Source organism: Vibrio sp. 10N.222.49.C12 (assembly GCF_041475025.1).
GTDB classification, from domain to species: Bacteria; Pseudomonadota; Gammaproteobacteria; order Enterobacterales; family Vibrionaceae; genus Vibrio; species Vibrio crassostreae_C.
The window spans coordinates 1-26,388 of record NZ_JBFRVF010000017.1 but is presented as its reverse complement, the minus strand read 5'-3'; the positions used below and the strand labels follow the sequence as shown (position 1 = coordinate 26,388).

Annotated in this window: 18 protein-coding genes; 6 read left to right on the top strand and 12 right to left on the bottom strand. The window is 44.9% G+C overall.

All coding sequences use genetic code 11. The annotated features are described in order from the left end of the window. Positions 1-45: 45 nt before the first annotated feature. Positions 46-2,754, bottom strand: coding sequence for an HTH-type transcriptional regulator MalT (gene malT, locus AB4583_RS05265; protein ID WP_017061867.1), 2,709 nt, complete (start codon positions 2,752-2,754; stop codon positions 46-48). A 567-nt stretch (positions 2,755-3,321) separates the two neighbouring features. Between malT and AB4583_RS05260 the strand changes: the two genes are divergently transcribed. The 3 genes from AB4583_RS05260 to glgB all read left to right on the top strand — a co-directional run bounded on the left by AB4583_RS05260 (position 3,322) and on the right by glgB (position 10,496). Beyond that, positions 3,322-5,775, top strand: a complete 2,454-nt coding sequence (locus AB4583_RS05260) for a glycogen/starch/alpha-glucan phosphorylase (RefSeq protein ID WP_372051294.1) — start codon at positions 3,322-3,324, stop codon at positions 5,773-5,775. A gap of 185 nt (positions 5,776-5,960) precedes the next feature. Beyond that, positions 5,961-8,141: a 4-alpha-glucanotransferase gene (malQ, locus tag AB4583_RS05255; protein ID WP_017067441.1), complete on the top strand. Its 2,181-nt coding sequence runs from the start codon at positions 5,961-5,963 to the stop codon at positions 8,139-8,141. A 174-nt stretch (positions 8,142-8,315) separates the two neighbouring features. Beyond that, positions 8,316-10,496 carry a 1,4-alpha-glucan branching protein GlgB gene (gene glgB / locus AB4583_RS05250; protein ID WP_017064240.1) on the top strand — a complete coding sequence of 727 codons (2,181 nt, stop codon included), beginning with the start codon at positions 8,316-8,318 and terminating at the stop codon, positions 10,494-10,496. A gap of 80 nt (positions 10,497-10,576) precedes the next feature. Here glgB and AB4583_RS05245 read toward each other — a convergent pair whose 3' ends face one another. From AB4583_RS05245 to AB4583_RS05220, 6 genes are all read right to left on the bottom strand, one after another. Next, entirely contained in the window at positions 10,577-11,047 is a 471-nt protein-coding gene (locus tag AB4583_RS05245; RefSeq protein WP_017068932.1) for a TetR/AcrR family transcriptional regulator, read from the bottom strand. 223 nt (positions 11,048-11,270) lie between these two features. Continuing rightward, positions 11,271-12,110, bottom strand: a complete 840-nt coding sequence (locus AB4583_RS05240) for an energy-coupling factor transporter transmembrane protein EcfT (protein WP_372116655.1) — start codon at positions 12,108-12,110, stop codon at positions 11,271-11,273. Further along, complete coding sequence (locus AB4583_RS05235; RefSeq protein ID WP_372116653.1) at positions 12,107-13,801, bottom strand: ABC transporter ATP-binding protein; 1,695 nt, start codon at positions 13,799-13,801, stop codon at positions 12,107-12,109. Before AB4583_RS05235 ends, AB4583_RS05240 begins: the two co-directional genes overlap by 4 nt. Before the next feature lie 6 nt (positions 13,802-13,807). Beyond that, a complete protein-coding gene (locus AB4583_RS05230) occupies positions 13,808-14,356 on the bottom strand; it encodes an ECF-type riboflavin transporter substrate-binding protein (RefSeq protein WP_017066579.1) in 549 nt (182 codons plus the stop codon). A gap of 302 nt (positions 14,357-14,658) precedes the next feature. Continuing rightward, entirely contained in the window at positions 14,659-15,789 is a 1,131-nt protein-coding gene (locus AB4583_RS05225) for an HlyD family secretion protein (protein ID WP_017061874.1), read from the bottom strand. Then, positions 15,789-16,184, bottom strand: coding sequence for a DUF3302 domain-containing protein (locus AB4583_RS05220; protein WP_017061875.1), 396 nt, complete (start codon positions 16,182-16,184; stop codon positions 15,789-15,791). The genes AB4583_RS05225 and AB4583_RS05220 overlap by 1 nt, the downstream gene beginning before the upstream one ends. A gap of 250 nt (positions 16,185-16,434) precedes the next feature. Here AB4583_RS05220 and AB4583_RS05215 point away from each other — a divergent pair, with 250 nt between their 5' ends. Then, positions 16,435-17,337 (top strand): DMT family transporter, encoded by a 903-nt coding sequence (locus AB4583_RS05215; RefSeq protein WP_017061876.1) that lies wholly within the window; start codon positions 16,435-16,437, stop codon positions 17,335-17,337. A gap of 32 nt (positions 17,338-17,369) precedes the next feature. Here the strand turns inward: AB4583_RS05215 and AB4583_RS05210 are convergent, their stop codons facing one another. The 4 genes from AB4583_RS05210 to deoD form a co-directional block, all read right to left on the bottom strand. Continuing rightward, positions 17,370-18,950 carry a diguanylate cyclase domain-containing protein gene (locus AB4583_RS05210; protein WP_372057063.1) on the bottom strand — a complete coding sequence of 527 codons (1,581 nt, stop codon included), beginning with the start codon at positions 18,948-18,950 and terminating at the stop codon, positions 17,370-17,372. Then, complete coding sequence (locus AB4583_RS05205) at positions 18,950-20,419, bottom strand: hypothetical protein (protein ID WP_372116651.1); 1,470 nt, start codon at positions 20,417-20,419, stop codon at positions 18,950-18,952. The genes AB4583_RS05210 and AB4583_RS05205 overlap by 1 nt, the downstream gene beginning before the upstream one ends. A gap of 186 nt (positions 20,420-20,605) precedes the next feature. Beyond that, on the bottom strand, positions 20,606-22,075 hold the full coding sequence (locus tag AB4583_RS05200) for a lactate dehydrogenase (RefSeq protein WP_017064249.1): 1,470 nt from the start codon (positions 22,073-22,075) through the stop codon (positions 20,606-20,608). An 82-nt stretch (positions 22,076-22,157) separates the two neighbouring features. After that, positions 22,158-22,868, bottom strand: coding sequence for a purine-nucleoside phosphorylase (gene deoD, locus AB4583_RS05195; RefSeq protein ID WP_017061880.1), 711 nt, complete (start codon positions 22,866-22,868; stop codon positions 22,158-22,160). A gap of 346 nt (positions 22,869-23,214) precedes the next feature. Here deoD and AB4583_RS05190 point away from each other — a divergent pair, with 346 nt between their 5' ends. Beyond that, positions 23,215-24,189: a L,D-transpeptidase family protein gene (locus tag AB4583_RS05190; RefSeq protein ID WP_029235199.1), complete on the top strand. Its 975-nt coding sequence runs from the start codon at positions 23,215-23,217 to the stop codon at positions 24,187-24,189. Positions 24,190-24,346: 157 nt separating this feature from the next. Here the strand turns inward: AB4583_RS05190 and AB4583_RS05185 are convergent, their stop codons facing one another. Next, entirely contained in the window at positions 24,347-24,613 is a 267-nt protein-coding gene (locus tag AB4583_RS05185; RefSeq protein WP_017061882.1) for an Lpp/OprI family alanine-zipper lipoprotein, read from the bottom strand. A gap of 361 nt (positions 24,614-24,974) precedes the next feature. Here AB4583_RS05185 and AB4583_RS05180 point away from each other — a divergent pair, with 361 nt between their 5' ends. Further along, positions 24,975-26,306: a DEAD/DEAH box helicase gene (locus tag AB4583_RS05180; RefSeq protein WP_017068928.1), complete on the top strand. Its 1,332-nt coding sequence runs from the start codon at positions 24,975-24,977 to the stop codon at positions 26,304-26,306. Positions 26,307-26,388 lie beyond the last annotated feature (82 nt).

Here is a 26,388-nt window from a genome sequence, read left to right as displayed (position 1 = left end):
TCTCGAATCAATCTCGAATCTCGAATCTCGAATCTCGAATCCGTTTTAGTACCCCATCAACTGCAGCAAGTTCTCCGCTGTGCTGATTGCTTCTTTACGGTTAGCAATGTTGAGCTTTTGGTAAAGGTTACGGATGTGAGTCTTGATTGTGGTACCCGCTACATCGAGTTCTTGAGCGATCTGCTCATTACTGAATCCTGAGTAGATCAGACCAAGTACTTGCCATTCACGCTGGGTGAGTGGGCTAGTACGCACAAGCTCAGGAATGTTCGGGTGATTAACCAAGTTCTCAACAAAGTCTTCATCGAAGTGAACCGAGCGGCTGCGTTGGGTCGCGGAAATATCTTTCATGATTTGTTGTGCGCGGTGACGTTCTAAATCACCTAAGCCTGGCTTGTTGCTCAACTTATCCAAGATATGCCCGATAGTCCCACCGTCTACCAAGAAGTTACCGACCATACCGGTTTGGTTAGTCATATGAAGCGCTTCTTCGAGTAGTATTCGTGCGCTGTCTTCATCGTTAATTTGTGTACGTAACACGGCTTCAACGATCAAGTTGCGGTTGGTGTCTGTAATCAGGTGCGAACGCTGGGCTTCACTCTTAAGGAAAGTCAGCGCTTCTTCTGCGTCTTCATACTGCTCAAGGATGATGTGAGCACGAACGATGTTTCGCCACTGAAGTTGGCAGAAGTGGTTACTTGCCGATTCAGGTCGAACAGCCACACTCAGCCAATCACGGATAGCTTCTTTATCGCCTTTTACTTGCCAGAACAGAATCAAAGAAAGAGAAGCATTTGCCGTCCAATCTACGTGGTAAGTCGATTGACGCAATAGGTGCTGAATCTGGTCGATAAATTTCGACGCTTTATCAATCTCACCACGGCTCAATGAAATACGAGCCAACATAGAATAGCTGTGCAGGTGTTTACTCGGAGAGTGGTGACCAAGGATATCTAAGCCTTTGTAGCAACACTCTTCCGCTTCATCTAGTCGGTTCCAACACCAGAAGATCTGAGCGCGAACACGCAGCAAGAATTCGTGCAGAGGTACGTATTGCAGCTGATGTTCTTCAATCAATTTGAATGCACTGTCTTGTAGCTCAAATGCAGCTTGAACATAACCTTGAGCAATCAAGATTTCGCTTTGTTGCAGAATCGCCCACAGGGCCTGATGGTAAACCTGATACTGACGTGCCAGTTTTTCTGTTTGTTGCATCATCGGTAGCGCACGGCTTAGGTTACCCATTACGTGATTCACTTCGCCCACAACCGAGGTTGCGACAATGCGGCTACGATAAACGGTGGTGTTCAACTGACTCAACGAAAGCTCAGCCAATTCCAATGCTTTCTCAGGCTCATTGCTGTTGATGGCAACTTGTGCGCGTAAGGCGTTGTATTGGCCTTGCTGCTGAGTATCGAGTTCAATGTTTCGAGCTTGATATTGAGTCTCAGCCTCTTCCAACAAAGTACCCACTTGGTCATAACGGTGCTGACTTTGTGCAAGCCAAGCGCGCAACATCGAAAGCTTTGGCTCACTGTATAGTTGATCTGTGGTTAGCTGTTTGATCGCCATTTCTAATGACGAAAGCTCACCTTGGTTGAACATCGGCCAACCGTGCTCAGTCAGGATTTGAATGATCAGTTCTGGATCTTCAGCGCGCTGTGCGTGACGTAGTGCTTGGTGTGGTGTGTTTTGCTTGATCCACGCTTTTGCAGCACTTCGATGCAGTTCAGCTTCTTGCTGAGGAATTCGAGCTTGGCGCTCATGTGCGAGGAATTCACCAAACAAGTTATGGAAGCGATACCAGTTCTTTTCACCTTCAAGCGGGTAGATGAACAAACCAAAACGGTTGAGTGATTCGATCATACCTAACGCATCTTCACGCTGTGTAAGTGCACACACAAGCTCATCGTTGAAGTGATCAAGCACAGAACATTGCATCAAGAACTGTCGGGTTTCTTTGTCTAGCAGGTCGAATACTTCTTCAACCAAGTAGTCCCAAAGATGGGCGTGGTTAAAGTGAGAGAATGACTCTGCGGACTGTGCAAGAGTGCGTTTTTGGTGTTGTGCTTGTAGCGCGATAAGTTGTAGTGCAGAAGGCCAACCTTCTACATAACTACAAATGCTATCTGCCGTGGTGTCATCAATGCCGTCGGCTACGCGTTGGTTGAAAAAGCGTGTGGTTTCTTCGGTATCAAACGCCAACGAGTCATTACCTAATTCGATCATTAAGTCACGAACGCGCAGGTTTGCTGTACCAAGTGGTGGCGTACCACGACTGGTGACAACCAACGTTAGGTTATCGGGCATGTGTTTGAGGAAGAAGCGCATGGCTTCGTGGATGTCGTCATTGTTGACCAAGTGATAGTCATCCAACACCAGAAAGCACTCGTGATGGAATTCCGACATCTCGGCAAATACTTCACTTAATAAAGAATGCAGCGATGAAAACTGTCGCTTTTCTGCCAGTTTTTGGGCATTCGGACAGGCATTTTGAGTCGCTTTATTAAGTGATTGAAGTAGGTAGTTGATAAAGCGGAAGGCATCATTGTCGCTATCATCAATGCTGTACCAACCCACATTAGGTTTATCTACCAACCATTGTGCAGCCATGGTGGTTTTGCCGTAGCCCGCTGGAGAGCGGAACAACACAAGCTTATAGCAATCTGCATTGTGAAGCAGATCGAGAACCCTAGGTCGTAGGATTGCATTATGTAAGCGGCCGGGACGAGTCAGTTTCGAAGGGATCCACATATCGAAGTTTTACACCTATTCCGTGGCTATGTTCTGGAATATCCCAATCTATCGTTGAGTGCACTCCAATGACATGAGCCTAATTACTTAAGTCTTTACTCATATTACGTGAAGCCAAACGTTACCGACTACGATCCTCCTCAGAAACCTTGCACTCCTGCATGTTTTTGGGTGTCTACGCCCTTTATTTGAGACTTTGCTCACGTTGCGGGTTGGTTTGTGAATGTGACTTCGTTCATCCCTACACGGGAATCAATGCAAAAGATGAGAGTTGGAAATTATTTTCGTGATCTGAAACTCAGATTTGGCAATGACTTTAAATGGGTTAAATAAAAGTCACATCAATTGAAGTTAAGTTATCGAACGGGAGCTTGTGATCTTAGTCACTCCAAGTTTTTGTTCGCAGTCAGAACATGAGAGTCAGATCACTAACCCTAAGTCGGTACGCCCCCTACGCCCTCCCATCTACTCCTAGTCAGTTGCATTAGCGGGAGGATGTTTAGTTTATGGTGACCATGCACGATATGTCACAGATGAATTAGAACTATTAAAAGCGAGATTTCTGAAATGAAACCAACTCAGCAAAAAACTTTCGATAAAGTGTCATTCCAAGAGAGTGTTAAGAAACATTTATCTGCAACCTACGCAACAACGATTGAAAACGCAGATAGCCGCGCATGGTACCTAGCAATGGGGCGTGCGCTAGCAGAACTCACAACATTTGATCTGTTAGAAACTGAAAATGACGAAAAAATTAAGAATGCGAAGAGCGTTAACTACCTATCACTTGAGTTTTTGATTGGCCGTCTAACAGGTAACAACCTGATCAGCATGGGTCTATATGAACAGATCACTCATGCAATGGAAGAGCTAGGTCAAAACCTAACTGATCTTCTAGAAGAAGAGCGCGACCCATCACTAGGTAATGGTGGTCTTGGTCGTCTAGCCGCTTGTTTTATGGATTCTTGTGCCGCTCAAGAATACCCAACAGTAGGCTACGGTCTTCACTACGAATACGGTCTATTCAAACAGTCTTTCCAAGACGGTCGTCAGCAAGAAGCACCTGACGCATGGCGTGGTGTTGAAGGTTACCCATGGGAAGTAGCTCGTCCAGAACTAGCACAACACATTGGTTTTTACGGTCATGTAGACGTTGAATTCATCGACGGTAAAGAAGTACGTACTTGGGTTCCAGGTATGGAAGTAAAAGCAATGCCTTGGGATCTACCAATCGTAGGTTACGAGTCAAACACGGTTTACCCATTGCGTCTTTGGGAATGTCAGGCAATTGCACCATTCTCACTAGCAAGCTTTAACAACGGTGACTACTTCGAAGCGCAACACTCGCTAATCGATGCAGGTAACATCACTAAAGTACTTTATCCGAACGACAACCACGAGAAAGGCAAGACTCTGCGCCTAATGCAGCAGTACTTCCACTCAGCAGCGTCTGTTCGCGATATTCTACGTCGTCACGAAGCAGCAGGTTTCTCTCTAGAAGATCTGCCTAAGCAAGAAACGATTCAGCTTAACGATACGCACCCAACGATTGCGATTCCTGAGCTAATGCGCATCTTGATTGACGAGAAAGGTCTATCTTGGGACCAAGCATGGGAAATCAGTGCTCACACGTTCGCTTACACGAACCACACACTACTTCCAGAAGCGCTAGAGACTTGGTCTGAATCTTTAATCAATCGTCTTCTTCCACGTCACATGGAAATCATCTTTGAAATCAACCACCGCTTCATGCAAGAAGTTCGCAAGATGTGGCCTGGTGATGGTGAGAAGCAAGCGAAGCTTTCTATCATCCAAGAAGGTTTCCACCGTATGGTTCGCATGGCAAACCTATGTGTGATTGGTTCTTACAAAGTAAACGGTGTAGCTGCGCTTCACTCTCAACTGGTTAAGAAAGACTTGTTCCCTGAATTCAACGAAATCTTCCCAGGTAAACTGACTAACGTAACGAACGGCATCACGCCACGTCGTTGGTTGAAGTTCTGTAACCCAGGTCTATCTGCGCTAATCACGGGTAAGATCGGCACTGAATGGCCAGCAAAACTTGAGCAGCTAGAAGGCATCGCTAAGTTTGCAACAGACGCGAAATTCCAAAAAGAATTCATGGCTGTTAAGAAAGAAAACAAACAGCGCCTAGCTGATTGGGTTCAAGAGAACATGGGTATCGAGCTAGATACTAACGCTATCTTTGACGTTCAAATCAAACGTCTTCACGAATACAAGCGTCAGCACCTAGATTTGCTACACATTCTATCTCTGTACCACCGTATTCTTAACGAACCTGGTTTCGAGTGTGAGCCACGCGTATGTTTCTTCGCAGCGAAAGCAGCACCGGGTTACCACCTAGCGAAAGAGATCATCTTCGCGGTTAACAAGATTGCAGAGAAGATCAACAACGACCCTCGCATCGGTAACAAACTGAAAGTGGTATTCATTCCTGACTACCGTGTAAGCATGGCTGAAATCATCATCCCTGCAGCAGACGTTTCTCAGCAAATCTCACTAGCGGGTAAAGAAGCATCTGGTACGGGCAACATGAAGATGGCTCTAAACGGCGCGCTAACTATCGGTACGATGGATGGTGCAAACGTTGAGATTCGTGAAGAAGTGGGTGATGAAAACATCTACATCTTCGGCCTAGACGTTGATGGTGTTCAAGCTCTGAAAGCTCAAGGCTACAACCCATACGACTACTACAATGCAGACCCACTACTGAAAGCATCTCTAGACCTACTGACTGGCGATGAGTTCACTCCAGGTCAACCAGGCCTTCTACGTGCAACGTTTGATAGCCTGCTAGACGGTGGTGACCCTTACCTATGTCTTGCTGACTTCGCATCTTACGTGAAAGCGCACGAAGACATGGGCACGCAATACAAAGACCAAGCAGGTTGGGCTAAGAAAGCAATTCTTAACACAGCATTGGTTGGTAAGTTCACATCAGACCGCTCTATCCGCGACTACGTGAACAACATCTGGAAACTTGAAGCGGTTAACCGTTAATACTTCCAAAGTAGCCAAGGCAGTTTCTGCCTTGGCTCAATTAGCTTGTGAGCAAACGAAAGGCTTAAAGGTTTCGTTTATAAACAAGCTGCTTACAAACCGATTGTCACAAGCTAATTGATTAGTAAAAATTAAATTAACAACCCTACAAAATAGAAAGCGTCAGAACGTTTTCGGAGAGAGCGATGAAAGAACAGACCGTATTAAAACAAGTCGCAGAAATGGCAAACATTGCCGACAGTTACGTTAGTGCGTGGGGCGATGAAGCACAAGTATCAGACGAGACGATCACGTCTCTATTGGCTTCGTTGGGCTACGATACAAGCAGCGATGATGCACTGCTTAAGTCAGCAGAAAGAAAACACAAAAAAGATGTACTAGACCCAGTTCTTGTCTTGCGTGACGGTGAGCCAGTAGAAGTGGCGCTTAATCTAGGTGTAAGTGCTCGTGAAAGTGAGTTCAGCTGGCGCTTAGAAACCGAGCAAGGAGAGGTACTTGAAGGCTATCTTCAATCTCAAGTCATTCGTGACGAGCGTGCCGAGGGTGGCCCTTTAGTGTTTGCATTGCCAAGTGATTTGGCATGGGGTTATCACAAGCTCATTGTGAGCCGTAAGCGCCGTAAGAAGCCTTACGAGATGACACTGATTATTACGCCAAAAGCGTGTTTCAAGCAGTCACCAATCGAGCAAGGCAAAAAGCTTTGGGGACCCAGTGTTCAACTTTATACCCTAAGAACTCAGCATAACTGGGGTATTGGTGATTTCGGAGACCTAAAACAGCTTGTTGCGGATATCGCTTCTCGTGGTGGTGACTTCGTTGGTCTAAACCCAATTCACTCATTGTTCCCTGCGAACCCTGAAGGTGCGAGCCCATATAGCCCATCTTCTCGTCGCTGGTTGAACATCTTATACATTGATGTGAGTTCAGTTCCTGAATTTGCACTAAGTGCAGAAGCACAACAAACAGTCGGCAGCGCAGAGTTCCAACAGCGTCTACAAAAAGCGCGTGAAGCACACTGGGTAAACTACACCGAAGTGTCTGAGCTTAAGATGAGCATCTTGCCTCTGCTATTCGCAGAATTTAAGACTCGTCATCTAGACAAAAACAGCGACCGTGCACAAGCGTTCTTAGCCTTCGTAGAAGAGGGTGGCGATAGCCTGATGCATCAAGCGGCGTTTGATGCTCTACATGGTGAACTGCATGCAGAAGATTCTGGCATGTGGGGATGGCCGGTATTCCCTGAGAAGTACCGTACATTCGACAGCCCAGCGACACAGAAGTACATCAAAGAGAACCTAGAAAACGTTCATCTGTACATGTACCTGCAATGGCTAGCGGATTGCCAGATCAACGATGCACAATCTCTTGCTGAAGAGAAAGGCATGGCAGTTGGCCTATACCGTGACTTAGCGGTAGGTGTTGCAGATTCAGGCAGCGAAACTTGGGCTGACGAAGGGAACCTAGTGATGGATGCGAGCATTGGTGCTCCACCTGATATTCTTGGTCCTTTGGGTCAGAACTGGGGTCTACCTCCGTTAAACCCAGAAGTGCTTCAAGAAACAAGCTACGACGCTTACATCAAGCTACTTCGTGCTAACATGAAGCACTGTGGTGCACTGCGTATCGACCACGTTTTAGGTCTACTGCGCTTGTGGTGGATTCCAAAGGGTGAGAACGCAACTAAGGGCGCGTACATCTACTACCCAGTACAAGATATGCTGTCTATTCTGGCGCTTGAATCTCACCGTTACCAATGTAGCGTTATCGGTGAAGATTTAGGAACGGTACCGGATGAGATTGTCGACATCCTTGCAGATGCTGGCGTGCACTCTTACAAAGTGTTCTTCTTCGAAACATCAGAAGATGACGGTGGTTTCATCTCACCAAAACACTACGCATCACAATCGATGGCGGCACTGTGTACTCACGATATGCCAACGCTTCGTGGCTTCTGGCACTGTGATGACCTGAAAATGGGCCAAGAGATTGGCTTATACCCAGATGCAGAACAATTAGAAACCTTGTTCGATGACCGCCTAGAGTGCAAGCAAGGTATCTTAGATTCAGTAGCATGGCATGGTTTCCTACCAGAAGGTGTGGGCCGCGATGCGAGCCAAGTACCGATGGACTCTTACCTTGCTGAGGCACTTCAACTGCACGTAGCGGCTGGTGGTTCAACACTACTGAGCGTTCAGCTAGAAGATTGGCTAGAGATGGACAAGCCAGTAAACATTCCTGGCACGGTTGATGAATACCCTAACTGGCGTCGTAAACTATCAATGAACTTGGACGAAATATTTGCTCACGAAGGCGTTAATCGTATCGCTTCTAAGCTGACTGACGTTCGAGAAAAAGCCGGTAAGTAATGACGTGAGTGACTTGAAATTAGGTGGTTTTTTGCTTACGCCGTACGAAACTACAACCTCGGTCACTCAATAATGAATGCTCATCTGGTAGAATAAACCGTCGTTATATTGCCCGCACTAATAGCGGGCATTTTTGTATTATGTTTTTTGGATGTTTGGTTAGGGAGAAACGTTTTGGAACTAAGTTCGATTTCAAAGCAAAAACAAATATATACCCAACTATCACAGGCTTGTTTCACAGACCCATTCGCGTTTTTAGGGCCATACCTACCTTCTGAGCAAGGTGCATTACGTGTGTGGATTCCTGGGGCAGATAAAGTCGAGTTGATTGTTGGAAAGGAACCTCGTATTGAGTTAGCGCGAGAGGGTGAAAGTGGTTTCATTCTTAAGCAAGAGAGAGACTTACGTTTTACTCACTATAAGCTTGCGGTTGATTGGGCTGGCGTAGAACAGATCATCGATGATCCTTACCAGTACCACGATCTGTACGCGAGTTATGAAGATCTTCATACACCGAAAGATATGTATCATCACATGGGGGCTCAGTTTATTACGCTAGAGCGTGATGGACAGACGATTTCAGGTACGCGTTTCTTGGTGTACGCACCGCATGCAACTGCGGTAAGCTTGGTGGGTAACTTCAACGCTTGGGATGGTCGCCGCCACCCAATGCAACGCCTAGATTACGGTATGTGGGGCTTATTCATTCCTGAACTGGAAGAAGGCGCTCAATACAAGTTTGAATTAAAAGGACCAAATGGCGAAGGCTTACCACACAAAGCTGACCCATGGGGTTTCTACTCTGAGCAATACCCATCGTTCTCATCTGTAACTTACGATCACGCTCGTTACCAGTGGCAAGATACTCAATGGCAAAATCGCCCGGTAACGCAAAAGCGCAAAGAAGCGCTTTCGTTCTATGAATTGCATGCAGGTTCTTGGAAGCGTAACGCTGAAGGTGAATTCTTAAATTATCGCGAGCTTGCGGCAGAGCTGATCCCATACCTAACGGATCTTGGCTACACGCACGTTGAACTAATGCCAGTTTCAGAACATCCATTCTACGGTTCTTGGGGCTATCAGCCTGTAGGTCTATTTGCACCGACTAGCCGTTTTGGCTCTCCAGATGATTTCAAATACTTCGTCGATCAATGTCACCAAGCGGGTCTTGGCGTTGTTCTGGACTGGGTTCCTGCTCACTTCCCAAGTGATGATCACGGCCTAGCAAACTTCGATGGTACGCCATTATTCCATGATCCAGATCCACGTCGTGGTTGGCATCAAGATTGGAACTCGTACATTTACGATTTAGGCAAAGAGCATGTTCGTCGTTTCTTAGTTTCTAATGCACTGTACTGGTTCGAGCAATTCCACATTGATGGCATCCGTGTTGATGCGGTTGCTTCGATGTTGTACCTCGACTATTCGCGTAGCCATGACCAATGGATCCCGAATGCGGATGGCGGCAACGAAAACTACGACGCTATCGCAACCCTTAAGTGGATGAACGAAGAAGTGTATAAACACTTTCCGAATGCGATGACGATTGCTGAAGAATCAACGGCTTTCCCTGGTGTTTCAGCACCGACTTTTATGGGCGGTTTAGGCTTTGGCTTTAAGTGGAACATGGGTTGGATGCACGACAGCTTGTCTTACATTCAAGAAGACCCAATCAACCGTAAATATCACCACGATACGATTACCTTCCCACTGGTTTACGCACACAGTGAGAATTATGTATTGTCTCTGTCTCACGATGAGGTGGTTTACGGTAAAGGTTCTATCCACAACAAGATGCCTGGTGATGAATGGCAGCAAACGGCAAACCTACGTGCTTATATGGGTTACATGTATGCGCAACCAGGTAAGAAGCTGAACTTCATGGGTGCAGAATTTGGTCAGACGGCTGAATGGAACCATGACGACCAGCTGCAATGGTTTTTGCTGGATTACGAGCGTCATCAAGGTGTTCAGCGTTTAACGAAAGACCTGAACAATCTGTACCGCTCTGAAGCTGCAATGCACGATCTTGATTTTGATCCGAAAGGCTTTGAATGGCGTCTACAGGACTCTGCTGAAGCGAGCATTCTTGCGCACGAGCGCATCAGTGAATCTGGTGAGCGAGTATTGATAGTGTCTAACTTTACGCCAGTGCCTCACGAGCATTTCCGCTTAGGTGTTCCTGCAAAAGGTGAATACGCATTGTTGTTGAATACAGACTCTGTCGACTATGCAGGCAGCGGTTTTGAAGTGAAGCAGACTGCTGAGATTGAATCTGTAGAGAGCGAAGGGCTAGACACATCGATTGAGCTGCGTTTACCACCGTTATCGACCGTTTTTTACAAGCTAAATTAGGTCTATAAGTTGAAGTAAGCGATAACTAAAAAGAAAATGGGAGCCGAAAGGCTCCCATTTTTGTATTTCTAACGCTTGGTTTAATGCTGCTTGAAGTTTGTGAGATAGAACATTGAACGTCCTACGACAGTCTCAAGGATTCGAACGGTATCAAGCCCAAAGCTATTAAACATTATCTCGCGGAATTGACCATCTGAACTGATGTTAAACTGTTCAGGGCTCTTGACCTGGGAGGCATGGAAAAACATCAATTTGATCACGAATCGAAATTGATCATTATCTAGAGCGTTTTGCCAAGATTGAATGAATACCTCTTCCGATGAGAACTCTAGATTCTCTATAACAATTGATAGCATGTGTTGGTGTAACGCTGATCGGATAGCGCGGGTCGACGGATAATAGCCCTGAAGCGTCGTTAAACTAATGCCAATCTCTTGAGCAATCCTTGCATAAGTTAGTGCTTCATGTCCTTCAGCCAGAAAAAGGTTTAGTACGATCTCATCGTAGTTTTTTTGATTTTCTAGTTTTTGTATTTGAGTAATTCGAGCCATTACAAATCTCTACTGATTGTAACATTCTGTAAACGAGTATATTAAGAGCTTATGAATTAAATCTCAAACTCCAAGGGTAAATAACTGGTCAATTTATCGTTAAATATAGTCAGTATTGTGTCATTGGTTAAATTATCAATCAGATTTTGGCATAAACAAAAACACCGCCCTATTGAGCGGTGTGTTATTTAAAGTCTTTGTTTATCTATGCTAATTCAGATGACTAGAACGGATACCAAAATAACTGCGGCTCTAGAATGCGTTTCGCAATGGCTAACACCACGATAAAAGCGATGACACCTAAACAAACAAAGTCGATACGTTTCAAAGGTGCATAGCTATACCAAGTGCGAGACTTGTGTCTGCCAAAGCCACGTAGCGTCATAGCATTCGATATCTCATCTGCTCTATCTAGGCTTGAGAAAATCAACGGTCCTAACACTTTAGCAACATTTTTAATGCGTACAAGAAGTGGTGCCTTCTTGGAAAGTTCAACACCACGAGCTTGTTGGGCATGCATGATGTTGACGAAATCCTTCTTAACTTCTGGCAAGTAACGTAGCGTTAAGCTCACCGCGTAGGCAATCTTGTAAGGAACACCAATACGGTTGAGACTAGCGGCAAACTCAGTCGGGTGCGTTGTGAATACAAAGATCAGCGCTATCGGAAACATACTCATGTACTTGAGTGTTACGGTCACCAAGTAAAACAATGTCTCTTGGCTCAACGAGTAGTTACCCGGTAATGTTAGCAATAAAGTTTCGCTGCCGATCAGCTCAGTACCTTGCTGTGGGGCTAGCAGATACATGAACAAAGCATTTAGGCTTAGCACACTAGCCGTACCTAGCAACAGAGGCTTATAAACCCTAACTGGCACTCTGGTTAGCTTGAGTAGATAAAGCCCCGTTAGGATAAGTAACGTGATTAACCGTAGGTCGAATGTCGTTAAAACAACTGTCACCCAAGCTAAGAAAAGAGCAAATTTAGTGATGCCGTTTAACGCATGCAGTGGTGATTTGGTATCAATGTAGTTGATGCCGAATTTTACTTTTGATGCATTCATAGCGAGCTTCTCTCGTAGTCGATGAAGTACTGCATAAATGCATTGGTGTCGTCGATTTTCATCATGGTCGCGAGTTCATAAATGCTGGTGGTACAAAGATTTGCGCGTTCTAACAGCGATGGCTGACTGAATACTTCCGTCATCGCGGCATTGGCAATCAGCTTACTGTCAGCAATGACAATTGAGCGTGTGGTGTACTCTAGAACAAGGTGCATGTCGTGTGAAATGATCACAACGGTAATACCCAAATCGCGGTTAAGCTTTTGGATAAACGCCAGCATTGAGGTGTAGTTGCGGTAATCTTGACCCGCTGTTGGTTCATCCAAGATCAGAAGCTCTGGCTCCAATACTAAGATAGAAGCGATCGTTACGCGTTTTTTCTGACCGTAGCTTAGCGCTTCGATTGGCCAGTGGCGGAACTTGCTCAAGCCACACAGCTCAAGAACGTTTTCCACCTTCTCTTTGATTTCCTGCTCTGCAACCCCACGATTACGCAGACCGAATGCAACTTCATCAAAAATCATATGATGAGAGATCATATGATTTGGGTTCTGCATCACGACACCGACTTTCTGGCTTCTTTCAAAGATAGAAAGCTCAGATAGGTCTTCACCATTTAGATAGGAAGAGCCTGAATCGGCATCGATCACACCCATGATGAGTTTAGTGATGGTAGATTTGCCTGAACCGTTTTTGCCTAAGATTGAAACGAACTCACCCTTACCAATCTTAAAGCTGACATCTTCGAGAGCGTTCTTTTCACCATCGTAAGAGTAAGTCAGGCCGTGGACCTCAAGCAAAGGTTGGTACTGCTTCTCGGCAACTGGAGTCGGGCGCTCTGCAAACCAAGCCTGAACCGCAGGGCGGAATCTTTTGTAATCGAGAGCTTTGAGGTTTGATAGCTTATCTTCACTGGTCAAAGGTGCTTTCGCTGCCTTCAGAGCAGATAAATAAAGTGGTTCACGAATACCGTGTGTTTCAAGCAGTTCAGAAGCTAAGATTTCATCGGGTGTCATGTCCGCGACAATTTCACCGCGCTCCATCAAGATCACTCGATCGATATCGCGATGTAGTACATCTTCAAGGCGATGCTCGATGATGACTATAGTCTTGTTGGTTTCTTTATGAAGTTGGTCGATGATTTCGATAGTCGCTTTACCCGTTTTCGGGTCAAGGCTAGCCAAAGGTTCATCAAACAACAGGATGTCAACGTCATCAACTAAGATGCCCGCTAATGACACGCGTTGTTTCTGGCCGCCGGATAAATCATGTGGCGAGCGATCAAGCATATCTGCTAAGTCGACCATTTTTGCTGTCGACTTAACCAGAGCGTACATATCAATGTTCGACACTAACTGATTTTCCAGTGCGAATGCGATGTCTTCGCCAATACTCAAACCGACAAATTGGCTATCAGTATCTTGTAATACTGTGCCAACCTGCTCGGTATAGTCGTGCATAGAAAAATCAGAAATGTTCTTACCGTTGATCTCTAGAGAGCCAGTCACCTCACCTTTGATAGCATGAGGAATCAGACCGTTAAGGCATTGACCTAGGGTAGATTTACCACTACCGCTTGGTCCAATAATGACGATTTTCTCTCCTTTCTCTATCCTTAGATTGATATTTTTTAGCGTCGGTTTATCCAGCGACTCATATCTAAAAGAGAAGTTCGAAAATGCTATAGTCATTATCGCTTATGCCTCAGTCAGGTTACGGCTTTGTTTGTTGCGTTTAGCGACTGATTTTAGGATCAGTAAGCCAACAACAGCGATCAGAACGGTGTTACCCGCAGCAATGATAGAGAGTTGAGTGAAGACTTTAGTAAACGGTTCTGCATAAAGGATGGTATCTAGGAATGCAGAGCAGCCGTAACCAACCACATTACCGGCAAGGGCAAGTACCACAAACAGCGCGAAGTCCTTCATAGGCAACTCACCTTGCTGAAGGCGGTTCTTGGTCAACATCGGGAATAAGCCGATAACCATGCCTACGATACCTGAGCCTAAAACCCAAGTTAACCACACCCCCCAGCCTGCGAACAGATCCGTTACCCAGTGACCGATAAAGCCAACTAAGAAACCAACAATAGGGCCGAACAAAACAGAAAACAGTGCTAGAACTGCCATTGCTGGTTTCAATGTCGTGTTAGCAAACACTGGGACACCAAACATAGGTAAACCACCAATGCCGTACAGTGCCGCGCCAATGGCGATAACGACCACTGTTTTAGCTGAAAAGTTCATAGATAACCTCGAATTCTGAAAAATAAAGCAAAATAAAGAATAAATATTCGCCATTATTAATATGCGTCTCAATGAGAACGTTTTTTGGGCAAATACAAAAAATAAGGCGCGCATTATACAGTAGAACCCTTCCATAAGGGAAGGTAAGTGTCTAGATGTCTAAAATTCCATCTGAACACCTAAATATCGTGTAAAAAGCGTAATTTTACGGTTAATCCAGCAACAAAAAAGTCAGAGCGAGTCTGACTTTTTCATTCGTCTTAACAATGTGTTAAGCGGGTTCGTCACGTACCTTTGACCGTTTAGTGGTCTAGGTATAGATAGTTTTGCCAACTCTTCATGCGAATAAGGACCTTGCGCATGATTGAAACGTGGGTGAAGCTGTCAGAATAAACGGCAACTTCAACCGCGGTACCCATAGGTAAATGGTAGTCAGACAGGTCATCAGTGATGGTCATTTTAGCAAATACGCGTCCATTAGTACGAAGTGCATTGGTACCAATAAGTGTCCCGCGCGCTTGAATTTGACTCTCACCAATAGCTGGGATTATTTCATCAATGCGTCCTTTGAAAATCTTGCCTGGTAGTGCTCTGAATAAAAATTCAGCTTCGAAACCAGGATGCAGTCGTTGCAATGAGTTTTGTCTGAATGCTGCGATGTAGTATTTTTCTTCCGTATGGACAAATGTCATGACAGGAGCAAGAGGTAGCGGTACAGCCATTACGCCTGGACGCAGTGCTAGTTGTGTAACATATCCATCCGTTGGTGCTCTCACGACCGTTTGGTCAAGGTTGAATTGAGCCTTACGTAAGTCTGCAAGTAATCCTGCCACTGCGGTGTTCTCGCCACCAATTTCAGAATTTAGAGCGATCTGAGCTTGTTGTTGACTTGCTTCTGCTACTTTTACTGCTGCTTCCGATGCCTTATAAGCTTGTCTACGAGTATCCAATTGTTGTTCGGTAAACGCACCACTTTCAAAGCCACGCTTATAACGGGAAAATTCGCGTTGCGCTTTGTCTCTTTCTGCAATCGCTTTGATTTTAGCAGCTTCAGCTTCAGCAACTTGAGATTCAAGCCCAAGTGCTCCTTGGCTTGCTTCTTTTACTTTCGCTTCGAGCTTAGCGACTTCTGCTTCAAAAGGGATAGGGTCAATTTTAAAGAGGATATCTCCTTTCTTTAAAGGAGAATTCGCCTCAACAGGAACCTCAATGACTTTACCTCTAACGCCTGAAACAATTGGAGTCGTTGAGTAAACTTGGTTGCCAAGTTGTGTGAAAGGATGGTTGTAGTTCATTAATAGGATCAATGTTCCTACGATGACCACACCACCGAGCACTGCGGTAGGCACTGTCCATTTGTTTAGTGGGATATTAAATACTTTGAAAATAGTGATACAAAGTGCCGCGTAGGTCATTATCAGTAGTAAATCCATTACTTAGCCTCCTGATCTTGAACGTTGTTTGACTCTTTTTTTGTGCTGCTTTGTTTAGTATTTGCTTGTTTGAGCTGTGCGATCTCTTCTTGAAGGGTGCTAACTTGATCGATTAAAACATCCACTCGGTGATGAATATCGTGCTGCTCTTCTTCGAGTTTTTCGAAGCCCCAGCCTCGGTCTTTCCGCCATAATGTTGCCCAAATCCATAGAAAGGGCCAAATTGTGTGCAAAGTGAATAGGCTAACCCAGCCTGAGACGTGAATTGCGTCTTGGTGAGGATGATTACGTTCTTTGGCTATTTCATAAGGGATATCGTGAATAACGATGATGCCGTAAAAGATGACTAGAGCAACGAAAATGAGTAAGCCGAGTGCAAAGTAGTCTAAAAACATAACAGATCCTTGTAATGTTAGATGTTAGTTATAAATATAGTACGCTATCATCCAAGTAATTGTTATAAAAATGATTTACTGAGTTATAAATAATGAGTGTTCGCTTCTAATGTGAGCAAAACCATTGACGAATCTTATAAAATCTCATCGCGTTTGAAGAGGCTATTTCGGCTTTCTGGTTGGTATTTTAGCTGAAATGATGACAGCTACGATTCTAAATGACGTGCACAACCACAAAGGATAAACACGGATGTATATAGGTGAATTGGCGGCTATTGGTGCTGCGATTGTGTGGGCGTGTGCGACATGGATTTATGGACAGTTTGGTCATCGCTTCTCTGCGATGCAATTGAACATTGTTAAGGGTGTAGTGGCGTCAGGGATGATGTTGCTGGTGATGCCTCTTATTCCGATGCCGGAGTTTGAACTGAGTACCAACCATTTTCTGATATTGGCAATTTCAGGTGTGATTGGCATTGCGATTGGAGATAGCGCCTATTTTGCGGCGTTGAAAAGAATCGGTGCCAATAAGACGCTGTTACTGGAATCTTTAGCCCCGCCTCTTTCTGGTGTGCTGGCATTAATGTTCCTGGGCGCTGTATTGACAGTGCAAAGTTGGCTCGGTGTCGTGATTACAACACTAGCGGTGACCTTCGTTGTCTTCCAGCCATCAAAATCGGCGAGCGGTGAATCGAATAACAAAGCGCAGTGGGGTGGCATTGGTTATGGGCTTGTGGCGAGTGTCTGTCAGGCATCTGGTGTGGTTATTTCTCATTACGCGTTAGTGGCGGGTGATATCCCACCATTGTTAGGTGCTTTGATTCGCCTGACGATTGGCGTGTTTGCTGTGATGCTGATTATCCCTTTCGTTGAAAAGAAGCCGTATTCATCGATAAAAAGAGATTTATGGGAAATGACCAAGCTCGATAAACTGTGGTTACTAGGAGCAATCTTTGTCGGGACGTTTCTCGCTCTATGGCTTCAACAAGTGGCGTTGAAGAATGCTAACCCTGCGATTGCACAAACGTTGATAGCGACCAGCCCGGTCTTTATTTTGGTGATTTATGCGCTGAAAGGGGAGAAGGTGTCAAAGCAAAGTATCATAGGCACACTTGCCGCCCTTGCTGGTATTTCTCTGTTCTTTTATCAATAAGCAGTTGGCCTAAGCTACAGAGCTATATGCCACTACTCTGTACACACTTGATTACGGCCGTTGGCTTTAGCTCGGTATAGCGCTTTATCTGCACGGTAGAAGGTGCGTTGAGTATTCTCTCCGTCACGATGCAAAGTGATACCAATACTCACGGTCAAACCACGCTCCCCAAGTATTTCATGCCATCCAAATTGGAAGATGCGCTCTCGATAATTTTCAGAGTGCATTTCTGCCTTCGGAAGATCAGTGTTCTCTAGAATGACGAGGAACTCTTCTCCACCAAATCTGACACATGACGCGCCTCTAAACTTAAAGTATGAACGTAGCTCTTGAGACACACTAACAATCGCTTTATCGCCCACTAAGTGACTCAGTTCATCATTGATAGACTTGAAGTGGTCAATATCAATAACCATCAGCGCGAAAGAGGTATCGTGCAGCAGCATGTCTTTCAATTTCACATCTAACCAGCGACGGTTGTGTAACCCTGTCAATGGATCGGTGAATACGTCTTGTTGAAGCTGAGCAACCGCATTCTTGTGTTGTTCCGTTGTCTCTTTCAGCTCTTTGTTTTCTTGTTCAGAGAGAATGAGTTTGAGTTGTAATTCAAAACGGGACAGGCGGCGTAGTTGGCTTGCACCGAGTTCACTGATCGGGATCTGCTTCATCAGATCGGTTTCAATTCGGTAGCCTTTTTTCTCATAGCTTAGCGCTTCTTGAAAACGCCCTTGATTCATACACACATCACTCAGCGAATCGTAGAATCGTTTTGCAAGTACTGGCGACGAGTAGGCTTTCACGCGTTTGTCTGTGCTCGACAAAATCATGCTCGCGTAGTCTTGCTTGCCGGTTGCACTTAGGCAATGTGCGAGCTCTAGACGAGTCATGGTTGCAAGCCAGCTTGCTTGAGTGCTGTTGGCTGGGTATTGAATCTTAGACAGACAGCGTAGCGCTTCATGGTGTTTTTTCTTAGCGCGCAGCACCTTTGCTTGGTAAAGCAGTATTTGAGCTGTGAGCAACTTGTCACTGACCAAAATACTCAGTTCTTCGCACTCATTCAGTAAATCGCTGGCTGCTGTAATGCGATTGAGTAGAAGTAGGCTTGCTACCATATGCAGCTTGAATTTGAGGCGAAGTGAGCGACTGCTTATCGCGTGGTCTATGCTGCTGATTTTTTGATAGTAGCGAAGAGCTCTGTTGTGATCGCCATAGGAGTCACACAGGTTGCCCATGCCTAAAATGGCTAATACATACTCATCGATATGGCCGTGTTCAACCGCGATAGTCGATGAACTGACGAATTCATTGAGTGCTGACGTGTAATCACCGATTTCAACTAAGCGGTCACTTAGGCTGGTTTTGACTGTCAGTATGTCTTCGATATCGGCAGGAAGGTGGAGCAGATCGAGTGCTCGTCTCAACTCTTCGATGCTGGTTTGATTTTGTTGTAACTCAGCACGGTACTCAGAGCTAATGATATAGCAGTGTGCTTGCTCTGTTTGCGTCGTCGAAACGTGCTGACGAATGTGGTTCCAGAAGATGATCGCTTCTTCACCTGATACTGATGAAGGGTCTAAACCGGCGTCTGTGATCTTGCTTAATAGAGTTTCCATTATTCTATTACCTCAGCATCGTCTTCTTCTAATTGTTCAAGCGTGAACGGGAACGTCAAAATATCATTGAGGCTGACGGTCGGTTTCGAACCCTTTAGTCCTTTTCTATGCCATGGATAGATATCAAGCATGGTGCTGAGAGTTTGGAAGGTTTGCTCTGCGGCTTCGCCTTTTTCGGAAAGCATAAGGGCCACACGTTCAGAACTTAGCCTTGCGATGAAGTCATTCTGGTTACATAAAGCATGAGCAATCTCGGTACAGACATCTAAGTAATCAGTATCGACATGATGGAACATAATGATGCTGTGGTTTGAACGTTTAAGCTCTGTCTTGAACAGCACCAACTTTTCCCACCAAAAGGTTTCAGAGACAACGTAAGAGAGGTGCTTCTCAGGATCGTACTCGTGCTGACCGCGAATACGATTAATCAGTTTTCGTGCTCTCTGTTCAAGTTGGCGTTTTGAACTGCGTGCTTTGTCCAAACCGACACGTGTCGTTTGCTCTTTGAGCATGCCGATAGAATATTGACGGTACTTTTTAAAGGCGACGAGCGCGGCTTGGAAGTCTTGGTTTTCTTCCGCCACCAAGGATTGTTGGTAACAGATTTGGCTCAGCAACTCGCCATTATCGAACTCGTTTGCGGATTGTTCTGCGAGCCTCAGTAATTCCGCCGCTTGTTCTGGTCTTTTTCTCAGGAGCTCCAATCTAGCTCGGCTGATGTATGAGTGCGCCTTCATCCAAACTAGGTTGTGTTCAACTGCCAGATTGTGCGCTTTGGCCGTGGCGCGCTCCGCGTCATCTAAGCGTTCAAGACCAAGTAGGGCAAGGCCTCGAAAGTCCCATACCTCTGCATGCCAAGTGTTATCTTTATGGTCTTTTAATGCTTCTTCTGCACCGTCCAATACCGACAGCATTTCAACATAGTTGTTGAGCAGGTAGTAATCCCACGCAAGCAGTATTCTGGCTTTACCCTCTAACCAACCAATGCGGCTGTTGTTAGCAACTTTAACGGCAAGCTGGTGGGTAGAACGTGCAAGTTTATATTCGTGGGTCATCCGCCAAATATTGCCAAGGCCAATGAGGCATTCAATTTGAATTTCGACTTCATCAACCAACGCGGACTGCTCTAAAGCATTGATCCAGAACTGTTGGGCGGAATAGTACTTGGCTTGTCCCCAGAACTGGAGCGCGTGTAAATGGAGGATTTCAGGGAGAAAAAGGTCGGTATCTAATCGGCTTTGGCGCTTGTAGGCTTCCTTGATGTATTTTAAACCTTTTTGGTAATCCATCAGGTTCCAGCTACATCTTGCCATTAACATTAATGACTGGATGGCACCCTCTTCAAACAGAACTTGCTCTGATCGGACTAGGCACTGTTGGGCAATCTCTAGGATCACCGATGGCTCAGAGGCGACACGAGTTTTGAGTTTTTCTAATTCTGTTTCAAGAAGGTACTGATTTTTGTCCAAGACTTACATCCATGATTATCGAACATATTGATAACACAATCATTATAAGAGTGTAATTTGAGATAAGCACCAATTATCTTTCGTAGAGCGTCAAAGGAACATCGATCTTTTCTAATTATGGGTGTTACCTCATGTTGTCGCTTTAAAATCAATGAGTTCCCGAATAATTACCTAGAGGCTTTGTTGCTATGAAAGTAGTTGCTTTAGAGTTAATGGCAGCTCCGCTACGCCTAAGCGTTGTGCTGCCGTGAGCCCTTGCTTATCTTGGTAGCACAGATTGTGCCAAGCTCTAAATATGTCGAGCAATGGAAGAATGCCCCCAGGACGAAGCTTACGTCTGGGCTCATTAATAAAGCTATCAAATAACAACTGAAAGCGCTGTTGATAGAACTTAGTTTGTTGAATTGAGGCTGTGTTAAACCACTGTTTTGGTTCTGGATTGTTACCGGTTAGGTAGCAGATACCTTTCTGGTTATCACCCTGATTGGCAATAGCCCAGCGATCTCGCCACCAACTCATGTGAACGATGTCGATCTTTTCAAAACTTTGGTCGTCTTGCCAGCCTGAATCTTCTTCGACATACATGAGGTCAATATTTTGACTCTGAATGCGCGGCAAACATACACTTAAAGCGGCAGATCTTAGTAATGGATCTTGTGGCATATAGATGGCGACATGCTTGTCTTCGTTACACATATCCAACACATGTAAGAAGTGAGCATAAGAGGTATAAGGCGGTCGAATGAGAGCGCCTTTTGAAGGGTAACTAAATGTGGTGAGGTTACCCATAGGGTCCTCAACGTTACCTCTCGCAAGAATCACTTGGTACTGCTGTTCAATGCGCTCTTTTAGTTTGTCAGAGGGCTGAGGCAGTTCGAGATTTGCTTCTGAAGAGTGCTCTTTAGATACAAATCGTGCCACATCATCATAAGGGTTATGGTCGACGTTTCCTGATGGTTCTTCATTTTGAGAGTAGTTAACGTGTTGGCAAAGTATATAGCCAGAATGCGCCTCGCCCGTCGCTATCCACACCACACCGTTGTTACTTTGTGGTTGCAGACGCTGGTAGTGAGATGCGAACTCGTAATCTTTCGCATGGTTAACCCATCGTGCATCGATCATCGCTAATTTACGACGACAACGGCTCGCGATATGGTCAACATGATCATAGAAAGTCTTTGGGTTGATCTCTAATTTTCGGCAGATTTCACGTACGGAATAGCCCATGAACAGTAAGCCCATGAGGTTCTCTTGAAATTGGAGTTTTTTATTGGATCCAGACCATTTATCAACGAAGGTTGTTTGGCAGTCTTTGCATCGATAACGCTGCCTGTCGCCACTGTAGCCGAAGGCATGATAAAGATGTTTATGGGTATGAACCGATAAGCCGAAGTTATCGCAATCATCATTACGACAAGCAGGGAGCCCGTCGCTGTGAAGTTGTCTTAGGCGATGAAGTTCGCTTAACACTTCACGATTGTTAAGTAAGGGGGGGAAAGCTCCACATTCACGACAAACCATCGCTGGACGCTTAGGGTTCGCGTGTTGCAAAACATACCGTTTTGCATCGCTCAAGCCAAAGTTGTCACACGCCAATGTTTTACAAAAGTTGAGTTGCAAACCATCCGCATCTTTTGGCAGCTTGTCGTTAGACACGATCTCCCCCTCGGGATTATTTGAGCAGCCAAGCGAGCCTGGCTGCGGGGTAACGCTTTTCAATGTATCTTTTATCAAATCGTTAGATGTTGATTGCTGTCTCTAGAGCAACTTTCATCATGTCGTTGAAAGACTTTTGACGCTCTTCAGAACTTAGTTTTTCACCACGGATGATGTGGTCAGATACTGTTAGGATAGTTAGTGCTTTAGCACCAAGGTCTGCAGCAACGCCGTAGATACCAGCCGCTTCCATATCAACACCTAGGATGCCTAGCTTTTCCATTTTTTCGAAAAGGTCAGCTTCTGGAGTGTAGAAAAGGTCTGCAGAGAATACGTTACCAACTTTAACTGGAACTTCTTGTGCACGAGCTTGGTTTACTGCTTCTTCTAGAAGACCGAAATCAGCGATAGCAGCGAAGTCGTGGTTGTTGAAACGAATGCGGTTTACTTTTGAGTCAGTAGATGCACCCATGCCGATAACAACGTCCATTAGTTTAACGTCGTCACGTACCGCGCCACAGCTACCTACACGAATAACGTTTTTCACGCCGAACTCAGCGATTAGCTCGTGTACGTAGATGCAGCATGATGGGATACCCATACCGTGGCCCATTACAGAAACTTTCTTACCTTTGTAAGTGCCTGTGTAGCCAAACATGTTGCGAACGTCACAAACTTGCTTCACGTCATCAAGGAATGTTTCTGCAATGTATTTTGCGCGAAGCGGGTCGCCCGGCATAAGTACTGTTTCTGCGAAATCACCAGCTTGAGCATTAATATGAGGTGTAGCCATGGTCGTTCTCCAAAGTTTAAACGGTAATTATAGGAACAGGATTTAATCAATTACCGATTCTGTTGAATTGAATTCGTTTTGTTGAGGCAATATTAGCGAGTTAGAACGTGGCTCCATGAGACTTTAGTCACAAAATAGGTCTGCCATTATAGTTTTATTAATATTGATAACCAAATATGTTGAAAGCGTAAAGGCAATCGATTTTGTATGGGTAAATTGCAAGTGAATGAGAAGAAAAGGCTTACATATAAACTTGTTGCCTATTAGTTTCGAGACAACAATACGTTGTAGAGACGTTTGATCAGAGATAATCTAAACTTTGATAAAAGACAAACCAAGGATTTGTATGTCGTATTGCGTTAACTCGACGCCTTTGCAGTCAATGAAAACACGACTCCACAGGGCGGCGTCGCTTGTTGTAAGAACTACTTTGCTTGCCAGCGGGATAGCTTCATCGTGGGTGTCTGCTGCAACCTTTGAATTGCCACCAACGGAAAGCCGCATTGTGGGCAGAATCCAGCAGCATGAAGTGGCGGCGGGCGAAACCTTGGCCATCATTGCCAAGCAATACGATATTGGTTTTCTCTCTTTAATGGCAGCCAACAAAGGGGTGGATCCTTTTCTTCCCGCGGAAGGCTATGTGTTAAGCATTCCAAGCCGCTTGATTTTGCCTGACACCCCAAGAAAGGGGATTGTCATCAATCTTGCTGAGTTAAGGTTGTATTACTTTGAGCCTGAGAAAAATCAGGTGCATGTTTTCCCTGTCGGCATCGGTCGAGTGGGGCGTGATACTCCCGAGATGATCACCAAGATAAGCCAAAAAAGACCGAATCCAACATGGACGCCACCAAATTCAATCCGCAACGAGTATCTTGAAAAGGGCATTGAATTACCGAGAGTGGTTCCTGCCGGGCCGGAAAATCCATTGGGAGAGTACGCTTTGAGGCTTGCTTATGGCGCTGGCGACTATTTGATCCATGGTACAAACAAAGATTTCGGGATAGGTTTACGAGTTAGCTCTGGTTGTATCCGAATGGAACCTAAAGACATTGAGTGGCTGTTTGAGCAAGTGAACCGTGGTGAACAGGTCACCATTATCAATGAGCCGATTAAGGTGTCATTAGAGCCTGATAGAAGTGTGTTTGTAGAAGCGCACGAGCCATTAACTCGAAGTGATGGTTCAAAGAAATCATTACAGATCCCTGTGGAACTAAAATGGTGGCTTGAAGACGCAGAACTGCCAAATTCAAAGGCGAAAGCGGTTATCTTTGCTCAAAACGGCGTACCTGTAGAGATAGCACCACCTGTGATTGAGTTTTAATTCGATTGCCTCTTCTGCAACAAGGGGCGGTTTTATCTTGTTTACTCGCATTCGTGTCACCCAAAAAAAGCACCACATCCGATAAGAAGTGGTGCTGTCTATATACTGCTTTTTGCGACTTATTTAATCTACAGCTTAATCGCGATTAGATCTCAAACTACTTAGTGTAAGACTCAGCGATGTTGTCGATGCGTTCGTTAGCACGATCCGCTTCTTCTTTCGCTGCCATAGCGGCTGCTTCTGCTTCTTGAGCCTTCATTTCTGCGGCTGCTTTGTCACTCTTAAGTGCTTCAACTTCGCTTGTAAGTTGAGCCACTTGGTTAGTTAGTTGATCCATTTCTGACACTGCAGCTTCTTCTGGTTCTGAAGAACAACCGGCTAAAATGAAAACTGATGCTGCAGCTGCGATTAACGTCTTATTCATAAGAACTCCTTGCTTATTTATCATCAAAAGATGCGCTATACATTCTTTATCATATAGTCGCTTCATTAATGATTGTAGCGACTAATTTTTTAACTGCAAAAACAATAACTAAAGAAATTGCTAAATTTTTGAGGTAATTAGCTAAGTATCACGTTGTGTCTCATTTATGAGATGAAGGATTTAGAGACGACTTGAAGGTGTTTTTGGAGAGCTATCCCTTTGCTAGCAATGCATACGTTGTTCTAGCTAAAGATAGATAAAGGGATAAATTTACTGTGATCTCTATCCTTATAAAGTACTTTCGCGGTATCATGTCACGTTAAATTAATTTTATTCAATACCATCATGACTGGAGAGTCCTTTGCACTTTAAAGATTTAGGCTTAGATAACCGCTTACTGAAGAACTTAAAACATTACGACTTCAAGAAGGCGACAGAGATCCAATCAAAAGCGATCCCTGTTGCTATTGCTGGTAAGGATCTATTGGCTTCATCAAAAACGGGATCAGGAAAAACATTGGCGTTTGTGTTGCCAATGATACATAAAGCATTAAAAACAAAAGCGTTTTCTGCTAAAGATCCTCGTGGTGTAATTTTGGCTCCTACTCGTGAGCTAGCGAAGCAAGTTTACGGCGAACTGCGTAGCATGCTTGGTGGTCTGTCTTATGAAGCGGCGCTTATCTTAGGTGGTGAGAACTTTAACGACCAAGTTAAAGCACTGCGTAAGTACCCTCGTTTTATCGTTGCGACTCCAGGCCGTCTTGCTGACCACCTAGAACATCGTTCATTGTTCCTAGATGGTGTTGAAACGCTAATCCTTGATGAAGCGGACCGTATGCTTGATCTGGGTTTCGCTCCAGAACTTCGTCGCATTGCCAATGCAGCTAAACACCGTCGTCGTCAAACGTTGATGTTCTCTGCAACGTTAGATCACGCTGAAGTAAATGGCATTGCAAATGAAATGCTAGACGCACCTAAGCGTATCTCTGTTGGTGTTTCTAACGAGCAACACTTAGATATCACACAGAAATTCTACTTATGTGATCACCTAGATCACAAAGAAGCGATTTTAGACCGTGTACTGGAAGAAGCTGAATACCGTCAGGTAATGATCTTCACAGCAACACGCGCTGATACTGACCGTTTAACAGATAAGTTGAACGAGAAGAAGCTTAAAGCGGTAGCACTGAGTGGTAACCTAAACCAAACGCAACGTAATGCTATTATGAGCCAGTTCGAGCGTGCGGTTTACAAGATCTTGGTAACTACCGATGTTGCTTCACGTGGTATTGATATTCCAAACGTGAGCCACGTTATCAACTTTGATATGCCTAAGCATACGGAAGAGTACGTGCACCGTGTAGGTCGTACTGGCCGTGCGGGTAACAAAGGCGATGCGATTTCTTTGGTTGGTCCAAAAGACTGGGACAGCTTCAAGCGTGTTGAACTTTACCTTCAACAAGATTTGATCTTCTCTGTACTTGAAGGCCTAAAAGGTAAATTCAAAGGCATTAAGCCACGTAAACCTGCGTTTGCTAAAGGCGGTCCTGCTAAGAAGAAGACCAACACTCAAGCGAAGAAAACGCCGAAGAAACCAGTTAAGCGCGATAAGAGCTTCCACCAAAATGTGGCCGTGGGTGATACCGTGTTTATCCCTAAGAAGAAAGTCGCACCAAAAGTGGACGACGAGTAATCACCAGCCAGTTTTAAAGCGTTTGCTAGTAAAACTGACATAAATAAAAACCGCCAATATTAGGTAATGCCGTTCACTTAAG

Bases quoted from the DNA above. Each gene is read 5' to 3' on its own strand.
- AB4583_RS05210 (WP_372057063.1), bottom strand. From the start codon at position 18,950: ATGGAAACTCTATTAAGCAAGATCACAGACGCCGGTTTAGACCCTTCA.
- AB4583_RS05230 (WP_017066579.1), bottom strand. From the start codon at position 14,356: ATGAACTTTTCAGCTAAAACAGTGGTCGTTATCGCCATTGGCGCGGCA.
- malQ (WP_017067441.1), top strand. From the start codon at position 5,961: ATGAAAGAACAGACCGTATTAAAACAAGTCGCAGAAATGGCAAACATT.
- AB4583_RS05235 (WP_372116653.1), bottom strand. From the start codon at position 13,801: ATGACTATAGCATTTTCGAACTTCTCTTTTAGATATGAGTCGCTGGAT.
- AB4583_RS05185 (WP_017061882.1), bottom strand. From the start codon at position 24,613: ATGAATAAGACGTTAATCGCAGCTGCAGCATCAGTTTTCATTTTAGCC.
- deoD (WP_017061880.1), bottom strand. From the start codon at position 22,868: ATGGCTACACCTCATATTAATGCTCAAGCTGGTGATTTCGCAGAAACA.
- AB4583_RS05215 (WP_017061876.1), top strand. From the start codon at position 16,435: ATGTATATAGGTGAATTGGCGGCTATTGGTGCTGCGATTGTGTGGGCG.
- AB4583_RS05240 (WP_372116655.1), bottom strand. From the start codon at position 12,110: ATGAATGCATCAAAAGTAAAATTCGGCATCAACTACATTGATACCAAA.
- malT (WP_017061867.1), bottom strand. From the start codon at position 2,754: ATGTGGATCCCTTCGAAACTGACTCGTCCCGGCCGCTTACATAATGCA.
- AB4583_RS05190 (WP_029235199.1), top strand. From the start codon at position 23,215: ATGTCGTATTGCGTTAACTCGACGCCTTTGCAGTCAATGAAAACACGA.
- AB4583_RS05225 (WP_017061874.1), bottom strand. From the start codon at position 15,789: ATGGATTTACTACTGATAATGACCTACGCGGCACTTTGTATCACTATT.
- AB4583_RS05260 (WP_372051294.1), top strand. From the start codon at position 3,322: ATGAAACCAACTCAGCAAAAAACTTTCGATAAAGTGTCATTCCAAGAG.
- AB4583_RS05220 (WP_017061875.1), bottom strand. From the start codon at position 16,184: ATGTTTTTAGACTACTTTGCACTCGGCTTACTCATTTTCGTTGCTCTA.
- AB4583_RS05245 (WP_017068932.1), bottom strand. From the start codon at position 11,047: ATGGCTCGAATTACTCAAATACAAAAACTAGAAAATCAAAAAAACTAC.